Annotated in this window: 13 protein-coding genes; all 13 read right to left on the reverse strand. The window is 70.5% G+C overall.

Annotation, left to right across the window (positions count from 1 at the left end):
* Positions 1-118: 118 nt before the first annotated feature.
* Positions 119-637 carry a cytochrome c-type biogenesis protein gene (locus tag ACN2C8_RS12750; protein WP_419252130.1) on the reverse strand — a complete coding sequence of 173 codons (519 nt, stop codon included), beginning with the start codon at positions 635-637 and terminating at the stop codon, positions 119-121.
* Complete coding sequence (locus ACN2C8_RS12755) at positions 634-2,616, reverse strand: heme lyase CcmF/NrfE family subunit (RefSeq protein WP_419252131.1); 1,983 nt, start codon at positions 2,614-2,616, stop codon at positions 634-636. The genes ACN2C8_RS12750 and ACN2C8_RS12755 overlap by 4 nt, the downstream gene beginning before the upstream one ends.
* The gene (gene ccmE / locus ACN2C8_RS12760) at positions 2,613-3,104 is read right to left on the reverse strand and encodes a cytochrome c maturation protein CcmE (RefSeq protein WP_419252132.1); all 492 of its coding nucleotides are present in this window, start codon (positions 3,102-3,104) and stop codon (positions 2,613-2,615) included. Before ccmE ends, ACN2C8_RS12755 begins: the two co-directional genes overlap by 4 nt.
* The gene (ccmI, locus tag ACN2C8_RS12765) at positions 3,101-4,207 is read right to left on the reverse strand and encodes a c-type cytochrome biogenesis protein CcmI (protein WP_419252133.1); all 1,107 of its coding nucleotides are present in this window, start codon (positions 4,205-4,207) and stop codon (positions 3,101-3,103) included. Before ccmI ends, ccmE begins: the two co-directional genes overlap by 4 nt.
* 61 nt (positions 4,208-4,268) lie before the next feature.
* Positions 4,269-5,600, reverse strand: coding sequence for a hypothetical protein (locus ACN2C8_RS12770; protein WP_419252134.1), 1,332 nt, complete (start codon positions 5,598-5,600; stop codon positions 4,269-4,271).
* Between the two features lie 187 nt (positions 5,601-5,787).
* Positions 5,788-7,176, reverse strand: coding sequence for an ATP-binding protein (locus tag ACN2C8_RS12775; RefSeq protein WP_419252135.1), 1,389 nt, complete (start codon positions 7,174-7,176; stop codon positions 5,788-5,790).
* 25 nt (positions 7,177-7,201) lie between these two features.
* Positions 7,202-7,879, reverse strand: a complete 678-nt coding sequence (locus tag ACN2C8_RS12780; protein ID WP_419252136.1) for a response regulator transcription factor — start codon at positions 7,877-7,879, stop codon at positions 7,202-7,204.
* A 13-nt stretch (positions 7,880-7,892) separates the two neighbouring features.
* Positions 7,893-8,210 carry a PepSY domain-containing protein gene (locus tag ACN2C8_RS12785; protein WP_419252137.1) on the reverse strand — a complete coding sequence of 106 codons (318 nt, stop codon included), beginning with the start codon at positions 8,208-8,210 and terminating at the stop codon, positions 7,893-7,895.
* A 179-nt stretch (positions 8,211-8,389) separates the two neighbouring features.
* On the reverse strand, positions 8,390-9,340 hold the full coding sequence (locus ACN2C8_RS12790; RefSeq protein WP_419252138.1) for a DnaJ C-terminal domain-containing protein: 951 nt from the start codon (positions 9,338-9,340) through the stop codon (positions 8,390-8,392).
* Positions 9,341-9,423: 83 nt separating this feature from the next.
* Positions 9,424-13,224, reverse strand: coding sequence for a baseplate multidomain protein megatron (locus ACN2C8_RS12795; RefSeq protein WP_419252139.1), 3,801 nt, complete (start codon positions 13,222-13,224; stop codon positions 9,424-9,426).
* 135 nt (positions 13,225-13,359) lie between these two features.
* A complete protein-coding gene (locus ACN2C8_RS12800; protein ID WP_419252140.1) occupies positions 13,360-13,899 on the reverse strand; it encodes an NlpC/P60 family protein in 540 nt (179 codons plus the stop codon).
* A gap of 68 nt (positions 13,900-13,967) precedes the next feature.
* Positions 13,968-14,612 carry a baseplate hub protein gene (locus ACN2C8_RS12805; RefSeq protein ID WP_419252141.1) on the reverse strand — a complete coding sequence of 215 codons (645 nt, stop codon included), beginning with the start codon at positions 14,610-14,612 and terminating at the stop codon, positions 13,968-13,970.
* Positions 14,612-15,244, reverse strand: coding sequence for a phage distal tail protein, Rcc01695 family (locus ACN2C8_RS12810; protein WP_419252142.1), 633 nt, complete (start codon positions 15,242-15,244; stop codon positions 14,612-14,614). The genes ACN2C8_RS12805 and ACN2C8_RS12810 overlap by 1 nt, the downstream gene beginning before the upstream one ends.
* Between the last annotated feature and the right edge of the window lie 333 nt (positions 15,245-15,577).

The raw sequence follows: 15,577 nt of genomic DNA on the forward strand, positions 1-15,577 counted from the left end.
CCCACGGCGCAGAGCGCCGGGACCTGTTCGCCCTCGACGCCCGGCGCCGAAAACGTGCTTCGCAGAAGAACCTAGTCGTGATGGCGTAACGCGCAATGGTTCTCGAATTATCTTTGCGTCACGCCGGAGGTGCTTCTTGCGGGGTCTTTTCGGCGCAATCGTGGCCTTTGTCTTCAAGCAGGGCCGCAAGCCGCGCTTCCTCTTCGGAAGACAGGCCGTCGGCCTCATCCGGCTCGACCGCGCCGTCTTCGCGCCGCCGACGCAGAAGCGTCGCCATAAGCCCGCCGCCGACAACCAAAACCCCCAACGGCGCTAGCCATAGCGCGAGATTGCCCGGCGAAAACGGCGGCTTGAGCAGAACGAACTCGCCATAGCGCGCCACCAGAAAGGCGCGAACCTCGCGGTCGCTGCGCCCCTTGGCGATCTCCTGTCGGACGATTCGCCGCAGGTCGCCGGCGAGGTCGGCCTGGGAATCGTCGATCGACTCGTTCTGGCAGACCAGGCAGCGCACTTCACGGAACAGCACCCGGGCGCGGGCCTCCTGCGCCGGGTCGGGCAGGCGCTCGTTCGGCTCGGACGCGGCGGCCATGCACGCGACCGCGGCCAGGGCGACGATCAGCGTCCGCAGCACCTTCATGCCCGGGCCTCAGACGCCTTGCGCCCGACGCCCAGCCGCAGCCGGCGGTCCGACAGCGACACCGCGCCGCCGATCGCCATCAGAAGCGGCCCCAGGAAGATCAGCCGCACCCACGGATTGACGTAGGCGCGCACCAGCCAGGCGGGCTTGCCGCCCTCCCCGGCCCGGCGCTCACCCAGCACGATATAGAGATCGTCCAGCCCCTTGGGGCAGATATGGACCTCGGAAGTGGTCTGTCCGCCGGTGGGATAGAAGCGACGTTCGGGCTGCGCCTTGCAGACCACGCGGCCAGAGGCGTCAGTGATCCGCACCAAGCCACGTTCGGCCAGATAGTTGGGGCCCTCGACCGTGCCGACATCGGTCAGGGTCAGCTCATAGGCGCCCAGCTTGAACGACTGGTTCAGGCTCAGGGCCTGGGCCTGCTCGACCCGCCAGGCGGTCTCGAACGAAGCCCCCAGCACAAAGACGCCCATGCCGGCATGGGCCAGGGTCGTGCCCCAGGCCCCGCGCGGCAGGCCGACGGCGCGCCGCCAGACCTCGGCGATCGGGGCGCGCAGGACTTTCAGGCGCTCGGCCAGCTCGACCAGCGCCCCGCCGATCAGCCAGAAGCCCAGGGCGACGCCGGCGCTGGCCAGGGCCTTGCGCGGGGTGACCAGGGCATAGGCGACCAGGCCCAGCAGGGCGGCGGCCGCCAAGGCCACCCACAGACGGCGCATCACGGCCGAGGCGTCGCCGCGCTTCCAGGCCAGCAGCGGTCCGGCCGGCAGGATGGCCAGGGCCAGCAGCATCAGCGGCGTAAAGGTCAGGTTGAAGAAGGGCGGGCCTACCGACACCGCCTCGCCATCGATGGCCTCGCGGATCAGCGGATACAGGGTGCCCAGCAGCACGGTGGCCGTGGCGGTCGACAGCACGATGTTGTTGAGCACGATGGCGCTCTCGCGGCTGACCGGGGCGAACAGGCCGCCGGAGTTGAGGGCGGGCGCGCGCAGGGCAAACAGCAGGAACCCGGCCCCCGCTGCGATACCCATCATGATCAGCAGCAGGACGCCCCGAGCCGGGTCGACCGCGAAGGCGTGGACGCTGGTCAGCACGCCCGAGCGCACCAGGAAGGCCCCCAGCATCGAGAAGGTGAAGGCCGACAGGGCCAGGAACACTGTCCAGCCCGGCAAGGCGCCGCGCTTTTCCATGACGATGGCCGAGTGCAGTAGGGCCGCGCCGATCAGCCAGGGCATGAAGCTGGCATTCTCGACCGGATCCCAGAACCACCAGCCGCCCCAGCCCAGCTCATAATAGGCCCAGAAGGCGCCCAGCGTGATGCCGACGGTCAGCAGGCTCCAGGCCGCCAGGGTCCAGGGTCGCACCCAGCGCGCCCAGGCCGCATCCACACGGCCGTCGATCAGGGCCGCCATGGCCAGACTATAGACCACGGAGAACCCGACATAGCCGGCGTAGAGGAACGGCGGATGCACAGCCAGCGCCCAGTCCTGCAAGAGCGGATTGAGCGAACGCCCTTCGATCGGCACATCGCCAAGCCGGGTCAGCGGGTTGGAAGCGAAGACGGTATAGGCCAGGAACATCACGCCCAGCGCGCCCTGCACCGCCACCGCATAGGCCCGCAGGCGCGGCGGCAGGCTGGCGCCGAACAGGGCCATGGCGGCGCCATAGCCGGTCAGGACCAGGCACCACAGCAGCATCGAGCCCTCATGGCTGCCCCAGGCGCCGGCCACCTTGAACAGCAGCGGCTTGGCCGTGTGCGAGTTGGCCGCCACGTTGGCGACCGAAAAGTCGGAGGTCACAAAGGCCCAGACCAGGCAGGCAAAGGTGATGGCCGTCGCCCCGAACGCCGCCAGGGCCGCGCCGCGACCGGCCCCGGCCAGCATCGGCGCGCGTCGGACGCCGGCGACGGCCGACAGGCCGGTCTGCGCGACCGACAGGATCAGGGCCAGGATGAGGGCGAAGGCGCCCAGTTCAACGATCATGGGGCGGCCTTGCCCTCATGGGCCGGCGGGCCGGAGCCCTCGCCGCGCCATTCGCCCTGCTCTTTCAGGGCCTTGGACACTTCGCGCGGCATGTAGCGCTCGTCGTGCTTGGCCAGGACCTGCTTGGCGATGAAGACGCCGCTCTCGTCGAACGTCCCCTGCGCCACGATCCCCTGGCCTTCGCGGAACAGGTCGGGCAGGTCGCCGTGGAACTTCACCAGGGCGGTCGCCTTGTGGTCAGCCACCACGAATTCAACGTCGCCGCCGGGGTGCTTGACCACGCTGCCGGCCTGAACCAGGCCGCCCAGCTGGACCTTGCGGCCAGCCGGGACCTTGGCCTCTTGCGCCTGGGCAGGCGTGTAGAACAGCGAGATGGCGTCGCGCATGCCGTACAGCGCCAGGCCGACGGCAAGCGCCAGCACCGGCGCGATGGCCAGCAGGATGGTCAGGCGACGGCGCGCCTTGCGGGATTTCGGCCAGAAACTCATGGAGCAGTCTTCGGTTGCGGCGGCGTCTGAGCCGCCTGACGCAGGGCCGCCAGGACCTTGGGCTGGTCGGCATAGCGCTGGCTGGCCGAGGCCAGGGCCGCGTCGCGCTTGGCGGTGTCGCCCAGCACGGCATAGGCCCGCACCAGCCGCACCCAGCCATCGGGGTCGTCGGGCGAGGTCTTCAAACGCGTGGCCAGGCCCTCGACCATGCCGGCGATCATGCCTTGGACCTGGGCGCTGTCTTGCGGCGCGGCTTCCGGGGCGGGAATGCCACCAGCCGCCTCGACCTTGGCGATCTCGCGGTTCATCGGCCCGCGACGCGGATCATTGGCGGGCAGGCTGGCGGCCAGGGCGCGCCAGTCGGCCAGGCCGCCGGCCACGTCACCGTCGCTGATCCGGCCCCGGCCCAGATGGTAGCGGGCCGACAGGCTGGTGGGGTCGATCTTGAGGGCTTCGCGGAAAGCCAGCCTGGCGTCGGGGCCGACATCCCCGTTCGCCTCGGCCACGAAGGTCTCACCCAGCCCGGTCCAAAGGTCGGCGCGGCCGGGGGCCAGGCGCACGGCGCGGCGCAGGGCCTGTTCGGCGCCGGCCAGATCGCCCGAGGCGGTGCGGGCCAGGGCCAGGTGCTTGAGCGGTTCGGCGTCGTTGGGGCGCTGGGCGGCGAGGGTCTCCAGCACGGCGGCGATACGCGGCGGATCCAGCAGGGCCGGGTCGGTGGCGCGCCACTCCGCCACCCGCCTGGCGTAGGGCTGATCGGAAAAGCCGGGCGAACCGATGACCCCATAGACCGCCACGGCCAGCAGCGGCGCGACAGCGGCGGCGGTCACGGCCAGGCGGCGCGATCCTCGCCCGTCGGGGGTCCAGGTCTCGGCACTGTCGGCGGCGGCCAGCAGGCGACGGCCAGCCTCTGCCCGCGCGGCCTTGCGCTCGGCAGCATCCAGCAGGCCGCCTTCGGCCAGCCGATCAATCTCGCCAAGCTGGCGTTTGTGGGCGTCCAGGTCGGTGGAGACGCCTTCGGCCGCGCCGGCGCGCGCAGCGCCGCGCAATATCAAGGCCCCGGCCGCAGCCGACAGCCCGGCCGCCGAGATCCAGAAAGCGATCATACGTCGCCTGTTAGCCGGGAATGCGCGCCGCCGTTAGCGAAAAAAGCGCTTAAGGGACCGATCAGGCCGCGATCGCGGCAGCGGCCCGGCGACGGACGATTTCGGCGGTCTTGTCGTCGCGGGTATGGGCGATAAAAGCGGCGGCGACGTCGAGATACTGCTGGGCCACGACCGGATCGCCGCCCTCGCCGGTGCGCGCCGCGTAAAGCACGTCCTCGATATACTGATCGAGACGTTTGTTGAGCTTCTCAAGGGCCTGGGTGCGCGTCGCGCCATAGCCGCTCTGGGCCGCGCAGGGCCGCAGGTGTTCGATAAAGACCAGGATGGCCGTTGCGCGACGCACCAGCGCCTCGTCCGGCGGCGAGGTCAGCTTGGCCACGCCCTTGCCGCCCTTCTTGCCCAGGATCGAGATCGGCTTGGTGGGCAGGGCCTCGCTCAGCTCCTTGTCGGCCGCGCTCATCCGCAGCTCGACGGCCTGGGCGATCTGCTGCTTGTACTTGCTCAGCCTGCGGCCCCACGGACCGTCCTTGGCGATGTTCACCGACTGCTCGAACTCGGTGATCTGCAGTGCGACCTGCTGGGCGGCCAGGGCGGCCTCGCGGGCCAGCTTCTCGCCCTTGTCGAGATCGAAGTCGCGGATCAGGTTGATCGACGTGTCGATTTCGGCCAGCACGCGCTCGCCAAACGAGCTGACTTCCGACGCGGCCAGATAGCGGTCATTGGGCCGATCCATAACCGCCGAGATCACCCGCAGGATCCGCCAGTCGTCGGGCAGATGTGCGGCCAGCATGTCAAACATCCGGGCCCCGGAATCCTCGCGGACGACGCAGGCGTCGCGATAGGCCAGACGCGCGGCGGCGGCGCGCTCGTCGCTCATCCGGCTGACCCATTCGGACAGCTTGGGCAGGGCAGTCCGGACGATGTGGCCAATCTCCAGACAGTTGATCAGTTCGTCGGTCACGCCAAGACCGCGGGTCGCGTCGAACGCATCCTGTTCGGCGTCGCGCAGACCGCGCGCGGCAAGACCGCACAACTCATCGAAGACTTCTGGCGCGCCCTGCTCCAGATCCCACGGATTGCACTTGGCCGCAGCCTCTTCGACGCGCCGCGGCGCGATGGTCTTCAGCGCCTTCCAGAGGAACGGCAGGACTCGCGGCGGAAAGCTGATCTGGCCGGGGCCGCGCACCGCGCACATCGGCACGATCGGAGCCAGGATGTTATTGCGAACGAATCGGTCGGTGGTTTCGTCCTCGACCAGCCCGCGCACCTGCGCCAGCCCGCCCACGTTGCCGACGCTGGCCAGGGCCAGTTCCAGGCTGCGCAGGGCAGAGTCAGGCGCGGTTTCCACCAACATCCGAACGATCTGCAATTTGTGCGCAGCGATTGCGGCCATGATCCCCCGCCGGATCGAAAAGACCGACAGCGTCAACCATGTTGGCAACGAGGTTAAGACTTTCCCAAACCCGTCAAAAAAGTCAGCGATTTCCACACATCTGCGGATCGGGGAAAGATCAAAGGCGCCAGAGGTTTAGCGACGGCGACAAAGGGCCGTTAAACACAACCCCTGCGACAGCTTGTCGCTAGGCTTCCGACCTGGGAAGGTCCAGGCGGACGCTCAAACCGCCCATCGACGATTCCCCGAGCGTTACAGAGCCGCCGTAGGCTCTGGCCAGCTCGTCGACGATAGAAAGACCCAGGCCCGAGCCCGGCGTATGCTCGTCCATGCGTTGCCCGCGCTTGAGCGCATCGACCCAGCGTTCCGGCGGCAGGCCGGGGCCGTCGTCCTCGACCACCAGGGTCCAGCGGTCGGGGCTGGTGGGCGCTGCGACCACGCGGATTCGGGCCTTGCACCATTTGCCGGCGTTTTCCATGACGTTGCCGGCCAGCTCCATCAGGTCCTGCTTCTCGCCCTGGAAGCACAGGTCTTCAGGGCAGCGCCAGTCGATCTCGACGCCCTGTCCGTCCGACTTGTCCTGGAAGATCCGCTCCAGCGTCACCGCCAGCTCGTCCAGGATCGGTTCGATCGGCGTGCGCTCGCCGCTGGTCTGGGAACGGGCGGCGGCGCGGGCCCGGCGCAGATGGTGGTCGACCTGATCGCGCATTACGTCGGCCTGTCGTGACACCACCTCGGCCAGCGAGCCAGGCTGCTGGCTGGCTTCGGTGATCATCACCGAAAGCGGGGTCTTCAGGGCGTGGGCCAGGTTGCCGACATGGGTGCGCTGACGCTCGACCACTTCCTGGTTGTGGGCCAGCAGGGCGTTCAGTTCGACGGCCAGAGGCTCCAGTTCCTCGGGATAGGTGCGGGTCAGGCGCTCGGCCCGGCCGCGTCGCACCGAGGCGACCTCGCGGCGCAGCTGGAACAGCGGGGCCAGGCCGACCCTCACCTGCACCACCACCGCCAGGATCAGACCGCCGCCCAGCAGCAGCAGGGCCAGGGCGGTGATGCGGCCAAGGCGGTCGGCGTCGGCGTCGATCGGCGAGCGATCCTCGGCGGCGATGAACACCACCGGGTCGGCATAGCCCGGCAACCGGGTCAGGATGGCGGCGGCGCGCAGCGGCTTGTCCTGGGGCCCGCGCATGTCGAAGTACAGGGTCTTGCCCGGCGCCGCGTCCAGCAGGTCCACCTGCCGGGACGCCACCATCAGGTCGGTGTCGAACAGCGAGCGCGAGCGCTCGACCACCTTGAGGGACCCGTCAGGCGCACGTCGTGAAATGGTCCAGTAGCGGCCGGAATAGGTGCGGGTGGCGCGGATGTCGGTCAGGAACGGCGCCTTGAGCACGCCGTCCTCGACCGTGGAGCCAGCATACAGATCGTCGGTCAGCACGGCCAGCGACTGGTCGAAGCGACGGATGGCGGCGTCGCGGAACTGGGCGGTCAGGAACACGCCCGCCACGATCAGCACCACCGCGTTCCAGATGACAGCCAGCAGCACCAGCCGACGAACCAGCGAAGGTCGGCGCAGGTCCATCACCGCTTAAGCCTCGGCCCGGACGTCACTCGGTCGCCTCGCCCTCCAGGGCGGTCAGGCGATAGCCCAGGCCACGCACCGTCTCGATACGGTCGCTGCCTAGCTTCTTGCGCAGGCGGCCGATGAACACCTCGATGGTGTTGGAGTCGCGGTCGAAGTCCTGGTCGTACAGGTGCTCGACCAGCTCGGTGCGGCCGATCACCCGACCCTGGTGCATGATCATGTAGTGCAGCAGGCGGTATTCCAGCGAGGTCAGGCGCAAAGGCTCGCCATTGACGCTGGCTCGGGCGGCGCGCGGGTCCAGCCGCAGGGCGCCGCAGGACAGGCTGGGCGCGGCATGGCCGGCCGAGCGGCGCAGCAGGGCGCGCAGGCGGGCCAGCAGCTCTTCGGTATGGAACGGCTTGGCCAGATAGTCGTCGGCCCCGGCGTCGAAGCCGGCGACCTTGTCGCTCCAGGCGGCGCGGGCGGTGAGGATCAGCACCGGCGTGGCGACATTGCCCCGCCGCCAGCGCTCCAGCACCGAAACCCCGTCCACCTTGGGCAGGCCCAGATCCAGGATCACCGCGTCATAGGGCTCGGTCTCGCCCAGGAACTGGGCTTCCTCGCCGTCGCCAGCGTGGTCGACGGCATAGCCGGCGTCGCCGAGGGCCAGCTTCAGCTGGCGCGACAGGTCGGGATCGTCCTCGACGAGCAGGATACGCATGGAAGCAGAACCTTTAGTTGGCGCTGAGGATCTGGCCGGTCTCGGCGTCGACGATGAAGTCAATGCGGCGGCCGTCGGTGGTGGCCCACCGGACCCGATAGTTGCGCCCCTCAAGCCCGGCGTCCAGCACCCGGCCCGGCGTGCGGCGGCTGATCTGCTCGATCACCCGCGACAACGGCACCAAACGACCCGACTGCACGCCGCCCCGCGCCTGGTCCGACTGGGCGCGCCAGTCAGCCCCCAGCGAATCCGGGCGACGTTGCGCCGACGCCGAACCCGGAAGGGTGGCGGCAAGCGCGGCGACGACGAGAAGGGCGCGGATCGGTTTCATGCGCTCAGATGTAAGGGACGGTGGCTGAATGGAGACTGAACAGACAGCTTATGCAGGGCGTGTGGCGTTCTGTCACGGATGGACGCCGCCATGCGGCAAATCGAGCCCGGCCTTGCCCTGGACGGCTTTGTTCAGCGCCAGGGTCTGCCGGTCAAGCGCTTCCCGCTAAGGGCGTTGGCCTATTTCCGCTTGGGCGAATACGGCTTCTGCTCCCGCCAGGCCTGGGCGAACTTTTCCAGATCGCTGTCGGGCTCGTCGGGCAGGGTCACCACCAAGCGGGCCAGCAGGTCGCCGCGCTTGCCCTTGGCATCGACCAGGCCCCGGCCCTTCAGGCGCAGGGTCGCGCCGCTGTTGGAGTTTTTCGGCACGGCCAGCATGACGGCGCCGTCGGGGGTGGGCGCCTCGATCTTGCCGCCCAGCACCGCGTCGGGCACCGAGATCGGCAGGTCCATGACCAGGGTCTCGCCCTCGCGGCGATAGATGGCGTGCGGCTTGATGGCCAGTTCGATCAGGGCGTCGCCCTGGCCGCCGCGACCCGGACTGCCCTGGCCCTTGAGGCGCAGGGTCTGGCCTTCCTGGGCCCCGGGCGGGATGGTGACGTCGATGGTGCGGCCGTCCGAGAAGGCGACGCGCTTCTTGCCGCCGCGAATAGCTTCTTCCAGGTCGATGTCCAGCCGGGCCCGAACATCGGCGCCACGCGGCGCGAAACCGCCGCCGCCTGCGCCGCCGAACCCGCCGGCCGAGCCGCTGCGCGCGCCGCGCCCTAGGATGTCGCCGAACAGATCGCCAAGGTCGATCTCGGGACCATCACCGCCGCCACCGCCGCGCGACTGGAAGCCGCCGCGATTGAAGCCGCCGGCCCCGAACGGACTGCCGCCTGCGCCGCCAAAGCCGCGCGCGATCTCGCGACCGTCGGCATCGATCTCGCCGGCGTCGAACTTCTTCTTCTTGACCGCGTCGCCCACAATATCGAAGGCGGCGCTGATCTGCTTGAAGCGGTCCTCGGCAGCCTTGTTGCCCGGATTGGCGTCGGGGTGGAACTGCTTGGCGAGCTTGCGGAACGCCTTGCGGATCTCGTCCGTCGTCGCGGTGCGGGAAACGCCAAGTTCCTGATAGGGGTCGCGCGCCAAGGAAGGTCCTCGAGAGTGATTGGATCAGTCCGCCCTCACTTAGGCCTTTCGCGGCGGCGCACAAGCGCAATGTTGCATTATTATCACAGCAACCTTGTCGTCGGCGCGCCCCAGCCGAGGCTGGCCGAGCTCTGAGCCACCTCGACGGTCAGCGCTCCGGCCGATCCAGCCGCGAGATCGGCGACCCGCATGGCGGCGGTGTGGACGAAGGCCGGCGCGGTCAATTCCACCTCGCGGACCACAACTGCGCCGTTCAGCACCCGCAGGCGCCAGGCCTGGACGGCTTCGCTGAGCGGAACCTCGCCCTCCCAGACATCGCCGCCCAGCCGGTCGCGACGGATCCAGCTGACGAGGCGGTCGCCGCCCGAGACCCGCACGCGCAGATGGGCCGGGGCCAGCGGACGCAGGGCCCGGCCGCGCCAGGTCAGGCCGACCTCGCTCATCGCCGGCCCCGAAGGCGGACCACCGGCCGGCGCGGCGCGCACGATCAGCGGCGCCCCACGTTCGAACGGCGCGACCTCCAGCCGGACGAACGCTTCATCCAGCAGGACCACTGGCGCGCCGGCCGGGAGGGCCACCTCACTGGCCACCCCATCGCGCTGGCCACGCAGCAGACCCGACAGGGTCCAGACGTCTTCGGCGACGATCTGCGCCGTGGTGAAGCCGATCACCTCCCACGCGCCCGAGGGCGCCAGAACCGCCAGGGCGTTGTCGCCGGCCAGCACGGCCGCCAGCGTGCGGCTGGCCGGGGTCGCGCCCTCCAGTCGCACGGTCAGGCGGCCGCCGCGGTCCAGCCGATGCGGCGAGGCGGGCGGCAGGTCGGTCATGGTCTCGCCCAGGGTGGCGGGCGCAGAGATGCGGGCGCGGACCTTCAGGGTGTCCAGATCACCGCCGGCATGGATGTCGAACGGCCGCCACGGTTCGGCGGCGGCGGCGACCAGCGGCCGGGCGTCATCGCTGCTGGCCGGCAGGTCCAGCACCCGCAACGCCGGCGGACCCACAGGTTCTCGCGGCGGGGCCGGCGTCCAGTCGATGCGACCGTCCAGCTCCGACCCGACGGGAACCGGGGCCAGCGTAGCGCGCGGGTGTTCGTCCAGATCCACCCGCGCCACGCGCCAGGTCTCGCCGGCGAAGGTCACGCGGTCGCCGGCTTCCAGCCGCAGGGCGGCCAGGGGCGAAAGGTGGACGACGGTCTCGCGCCGCGCCGACGCCGAGCCGTTCAGCATCCGGCGGCCGGCCAGTTCCGCCTCGGCCGGCGCCATGACGATCGGCGCGTCGGCGTCGGCCGTCCCCTGCCCGTCCTCGCGGCGAACGATCAGGGCCCCGGTCTGGTAGTCGCGGCCGGCGTCGATGAAGCGCAGGCGCAGGGCCTGGGCCGGTTCGACCAGCGTCCGGCTGGTGGTCGCGGCGGCGGGGCGATCCTCGGGCCAGGCGAGGTCGGCCTCGTCGAGCGCGGCAGTGGCCAGGCCGCTGTGCGCGATCAGCCGCGCCTCTCCGCCCCGCTCGACGGCGTCGAGGCCGAAGGCGGCAGTCAGCGGCGCCAGGGCGTCGCGCAGCCGCATCGGCCGGTCGACCACATAGCCCACCACCGCCCCGCTGGCCTCGCCCGGATCGAGCACGACATCGGCCCGCGCACCCAGGGCCGCGACCAGCTCGGCCAGCGGCGCCACGCCGGCGCGGCCGTTCAACCAGTGGCCCAGCGGCCAGTTGGGACCGTCGCTCCAGACATGGTCGCGGGCCGGGAAGTCCGGGAACGGCCGGGCGTCCCAGCACCAGGCGCTGGCCGCCTCGATCATCGGCCCGCCGTAGATGGGCGAGACCGGATTGGCGGCCGGGTCGGCGATCCAGTCCAGCACGGCCTCCAGCATCCGCCTTTGGCCAAACTCGTCACGGGCGCCGGTCGAATAGGGCGGCAGATGGCTCTCGGCGCTCTTGGGGTCGATGAACAGGTTGGGCGCATTGGCCCCCTTGTCGACGGCGGGGCAGCCGAACTCGGTCAGGCGCAAGGGCTTGGAGCGCGGAACCCAGGCCGTGGGCGTCGCCGAGCGCACCCCGGCGGGGCGATCATGATGAGGTTGTGACCACCAGCTCTTCAGGTCCTTGGGCCGGAACATCCAGGCCTCGCCATGGGCGCCGTCGGTGATGGCCGTGCGAACCTGGGCGTCGCGGTCGGTCTGGCTGGCATAAAACCAGTCAAGGCCCTCGCCGCCGGTCAGGCGGGCGCGCAGATAGGCCGGGTCATGCGGGCCTTCGAAGCCGGCCGCCGCATCCAGATGATCCTGACCCTCGCGCCAGTCGGTGACCGGCGGATAGAAGTCGACGCCCACGAAATCGATCGCCGGGTCGGCCCACAGCGGATCGAGGTGAAACACCGCATGGCCGCCGCCCGGCTGATGGCCGAAATACTCGCTCCAGTCGGCGGCGTAGCCGAGCTGGGTCCCCGCCCCGACCATGCCGCGCACATCGGTCGCGAGCGTCCTGAGCGCGCTCACGGCCGGATAGGCCCCGCCTGCGCCGAGCACCGTGGTCAGGCCGCGCAGCTCCGAGCCGATCAGGAAACCATCAACGCCGCCGGCCAGTTGGGCCAGCCGCGCATAGTGCAGGATCATCCGCCGAAAGCCCCAGCCAGACCCCGAGAAGCTGGGCAGGCCCTCGCTCTCGCCCACCTGAGCCGGCGTGGCCCCGCCAAAGAAGGCCACGACCTGCGACGCCGCCGTCGCCCCGCCGTCCGGCGAGCCCGCCTGACCCGGCGCGGGATGGCAGGTGATCCGCCCCCGCCACGGATAGGCGCCCTGCGCGGCGCCGCCATAGGGATCCGGCAGGCTTGATCCCTCCGGCACATCCATCAGCACGAACGGATAGAGCGTCACCTTCAGCCCGCGCCGCTTCAGCTCAGCGATGGCCTGCAGCACCGAGCGGTCCGACGGGGTGCCGCCATAGGCGGGTCCGCCGTCGTGGAGCGAGATGAGGTGAGCGTCGCCGCGATCCACGCCGCCCGCGCGCCAGTCGTAAGGGATCGTCGCCTTGAACGCCTGATCCACCCCCGGCTTGATCTGGCACGACCCACAGCGCAGGTCGGTCCCGAACCACGAGACCACCAGGGTCACATGATCCACCTGCGGCAGCTGGGCCTGCAGCTGGTCCAGCGACACCGCCAGATCCGGCCGGCCCTCGGCGTTGTTGACGTTCTCGGCCGTGGTGCGGGTGATGCCATCGCGGCGCAGCACGGCGTCAGTGGCATAGACGAACTCGCCCGCCCCGGGGAGCAGGCACACCCCCTTCAGCCGCGCCTCCAGACCCGTGGGCGAGCCCGGCCGGCGAAAAACCTCGAACGACAGCTGCGGCGCACGGTTTCCGAACGCCTCCAGCGGCAGGTCTTCGAACACCACATAGGCCAGCCCCCGATAGGCCGGCGCCGCGCCTTCGACCGCCTCGATCAGCGGGTCGGGCGCCTGGTCCTCGGTTCCGCGATGCAGGCGCATCGTCACCCCGGCCATGTCCATCACCTTGCCGTCGGCCCAGACCCGGCCGATCCCGTCGATGGCCCCCTCGCCCACCGCCACGGCGAACGACAGGCTGTAGGCATAGCTTGTGGTCTTCTGGCCCTTGCTGCCGCCGACCCGGCCCTCAATCCGCTTCTCGCGGAAACGGGCGGCCCAGAGGATGTGGCCGCCCACCCGGCCGCGCCCGAACACACACGGGATCGCCGCACCCTCGGCGGCGCCGGTGACGCGCAGTTCGGGAATGCGCGGCCCCATTTGGCGGGCCGGCGACAGCGCGCTGAGCACCGCATTGTCGGCCGCCCGGCCCAGCATCGCGCCGACGAAACCGCCGACGGGTCCGCCCAGGGCCGCGCCGACGGAGGAGAGGATCACCTGGGCCATCTAGGGGGCTCCTTGGATTTTTCCTTCTGCCCTTGCGGGAGAAGGTGGCGCGCAGCGCCGGATGAGGGGTCGATCGTTCTGCAAGCTTGGCGCGCGGCCTCAGCGGGCGTCACGGCGGTCACGCCGTGCGACCCCTCACCCGAGCCGCTGGCGCGGCTCACCCTCTCCCGCAAGGGGAGAGGGATCTGGCTCCGGAAACCGAAACGCCGCCACCAGCCGCTCACGCCACCATCGCCCCAGCCAGCTTTCGACGCAGGCGCGACCCCAGTAGGCGTGGATCATGCGGTCTTCAGCCGACAGGATCGCGCAGTGCTTGGCCATCGCGCCGGGCTCCATGCGGAAGACAAGCACGTCGCCGGGGCTGGCGTTCGCTGGGGACAGCGGGACCAGCCAGCGACCCAGCGCCTCCAGCAGGATCTCGCGCTCGCCCAGTTCGGCCCAGTCAGGCCGATAGGGCGGCGGGGTTTGCGGCTCCTCGCCATGCAGGGCGCGCCAGACCCCCCGGACCAGGCCCAGGCAGTCGCAACCCACGCCGCGCAGGCTGGCCTGGTGGCGGTAGGGGGTGCCCAGCCACTGGCGGACGAGGGTGATAACAAAGTCCTCCCCCTGAAGGGGGAGGCGGTCCCCGACTTGATCGGGGGCCGGTGGGGGAAGACCGCACGGCTTGAGCAGCACTTCCCCCTCCGTCGGCCCGAACGGGCCGACACCTCCCCCGCTAGGGGGAGGACTTAGAACAGCGCACCTCACCGCCGGCCCCCGTCATGCCGCTCGCCCTCGGACGGATACAGCGTCAGGAAGTCCTCGCCCGGCATGGCCGGAAAGCCCCGAAAGTTGACGCCATTGGCGAAGCTGTCGACGCAGGTCCGCCAGCGCTTGTCGCAGCTGACGCCCGGCGCCGCCGACACCCCGCAGCGCGCATCGCCGAACACCGCGTCGCACAACCGGCCGAAAGTGCGACCTGCCACCCGGTCGAGGGCGGCCAGCGGACCTTCCAGCTCGGCGGTGAAGGCCTCGCCCTCGCGGCGAAGTCTGGCGATGCGCGCGGTCCACAGGCGCACCAGCAGGTCGGGCCGGCTCCAGTCCACGCGCAGGCAGGCTACCGACGCGCCGTCATAGAGCCCCGCCTCAATGTCCGGGGCCGTGACCGCGCTGTCGTCCAGAGCGCCCAGCGCAGCCGAAAGGCCCGGCGCGAAACCGGCGGCGGTCTCGTGGGCCCCGGCGGTCCAGCCGGTGGCGGCGCGACAGGTCACGCCCTCGACCGGCAGATCGCGGTCATGATCGGTGAAGCCCAGCACCACGCCGTCGCCGCGGGTCAGGATCCAGGCATGGCACAGGCTGGCCGCGCCGCTGTCGAGGCGAGCGGCCAGTTCGGCGGGAACGGCGCGCATCAGGCCCGCACCTCGACCAGCGGACAGGCGGCGATCCGCGCGGCGGCGAAGCCTTCCATCTGCAGGTCCAGCCGGTCGATGTCGAAACGCACCGGGGTGTCGAACTCGAACCCGGCGCTCACCGCCGCGCCAACGGCGGGCGCGGTGACCAGGGTGACGAGTCCAGTGGCCAGGTCGACCGCGAAGGCGGCCGGGGCCAGGGCGACGCCGGCGACCGCGACCTTCACCGTGCCGGCCACCGGCTTGGCGATCGTGCGCGTCGCGACCTCGGCGCCGCCGCCATAGGCCTTGGTCAGCTGGAAGGTCTTGCGCGTCCCGTCGCCGGTTCCGATGGCCTGGTCGGTCGCCGCCGGCTGGGCCGACGGAACGCACGACTTGAAGTCACTGGGGTCACGGAAGCGGAACCCGTGCAGCCGTCCACGCCGGGCCTCGAAGAAGGCGACCAGCTGGGCCGCCTCGTCCAGCGGCCGGGCGGCGGTGGCGATCAGATAGCGGCGGCGCCCCTGGGCCCACGGGCTGGAGCGGCGCTCGTGGCCCGAGGCGAGGGTCACCACCTCGGTGCGCCGCTCGACGCCGCCCGTGCAGCCGAACGCCAGCCGCGCGGGCAGGCGGATATCGTGGAAGGCGCTCATGGCGGCTCCTGGGGTTTGGGGTGTGGTTTGGGTTTGGCCGGCGCCGTAGACAGGGCTCAAGGCCAAAGACGGTTGTCATCCCGCCCCAGCCTTGGCCCGAGCGCGCAGCGCGCAGATCCGGGACCGACGCCTGAGCTCAGCGCTTCCGGCGGTCCCGGATCTGCGCCCGGCTATCGCCGGCCTTGTTCGGGATGACAGCCTTTGTAGAGACGTGTTCCCAGGCGTTTGCCTTGCCCTGCGGGAGAAGAGTGCCGAAGGCGCGGAGGGAGCAGACCGCGATTAAGTCTGCGTCATGACCCGCTTTTCACTTCTTGCGCGGGCGCCCAGACCGTA

Origin of the sequence: Caulobacter sp. ErkDOM-C (assembly GCF_048541825.1) — a bacterium.
Lineage (GTDB): Bacteria > Pseudomonadota > Alphaproteobacteria > Caulobacterales > Caulobacteraceae > Caulobacter.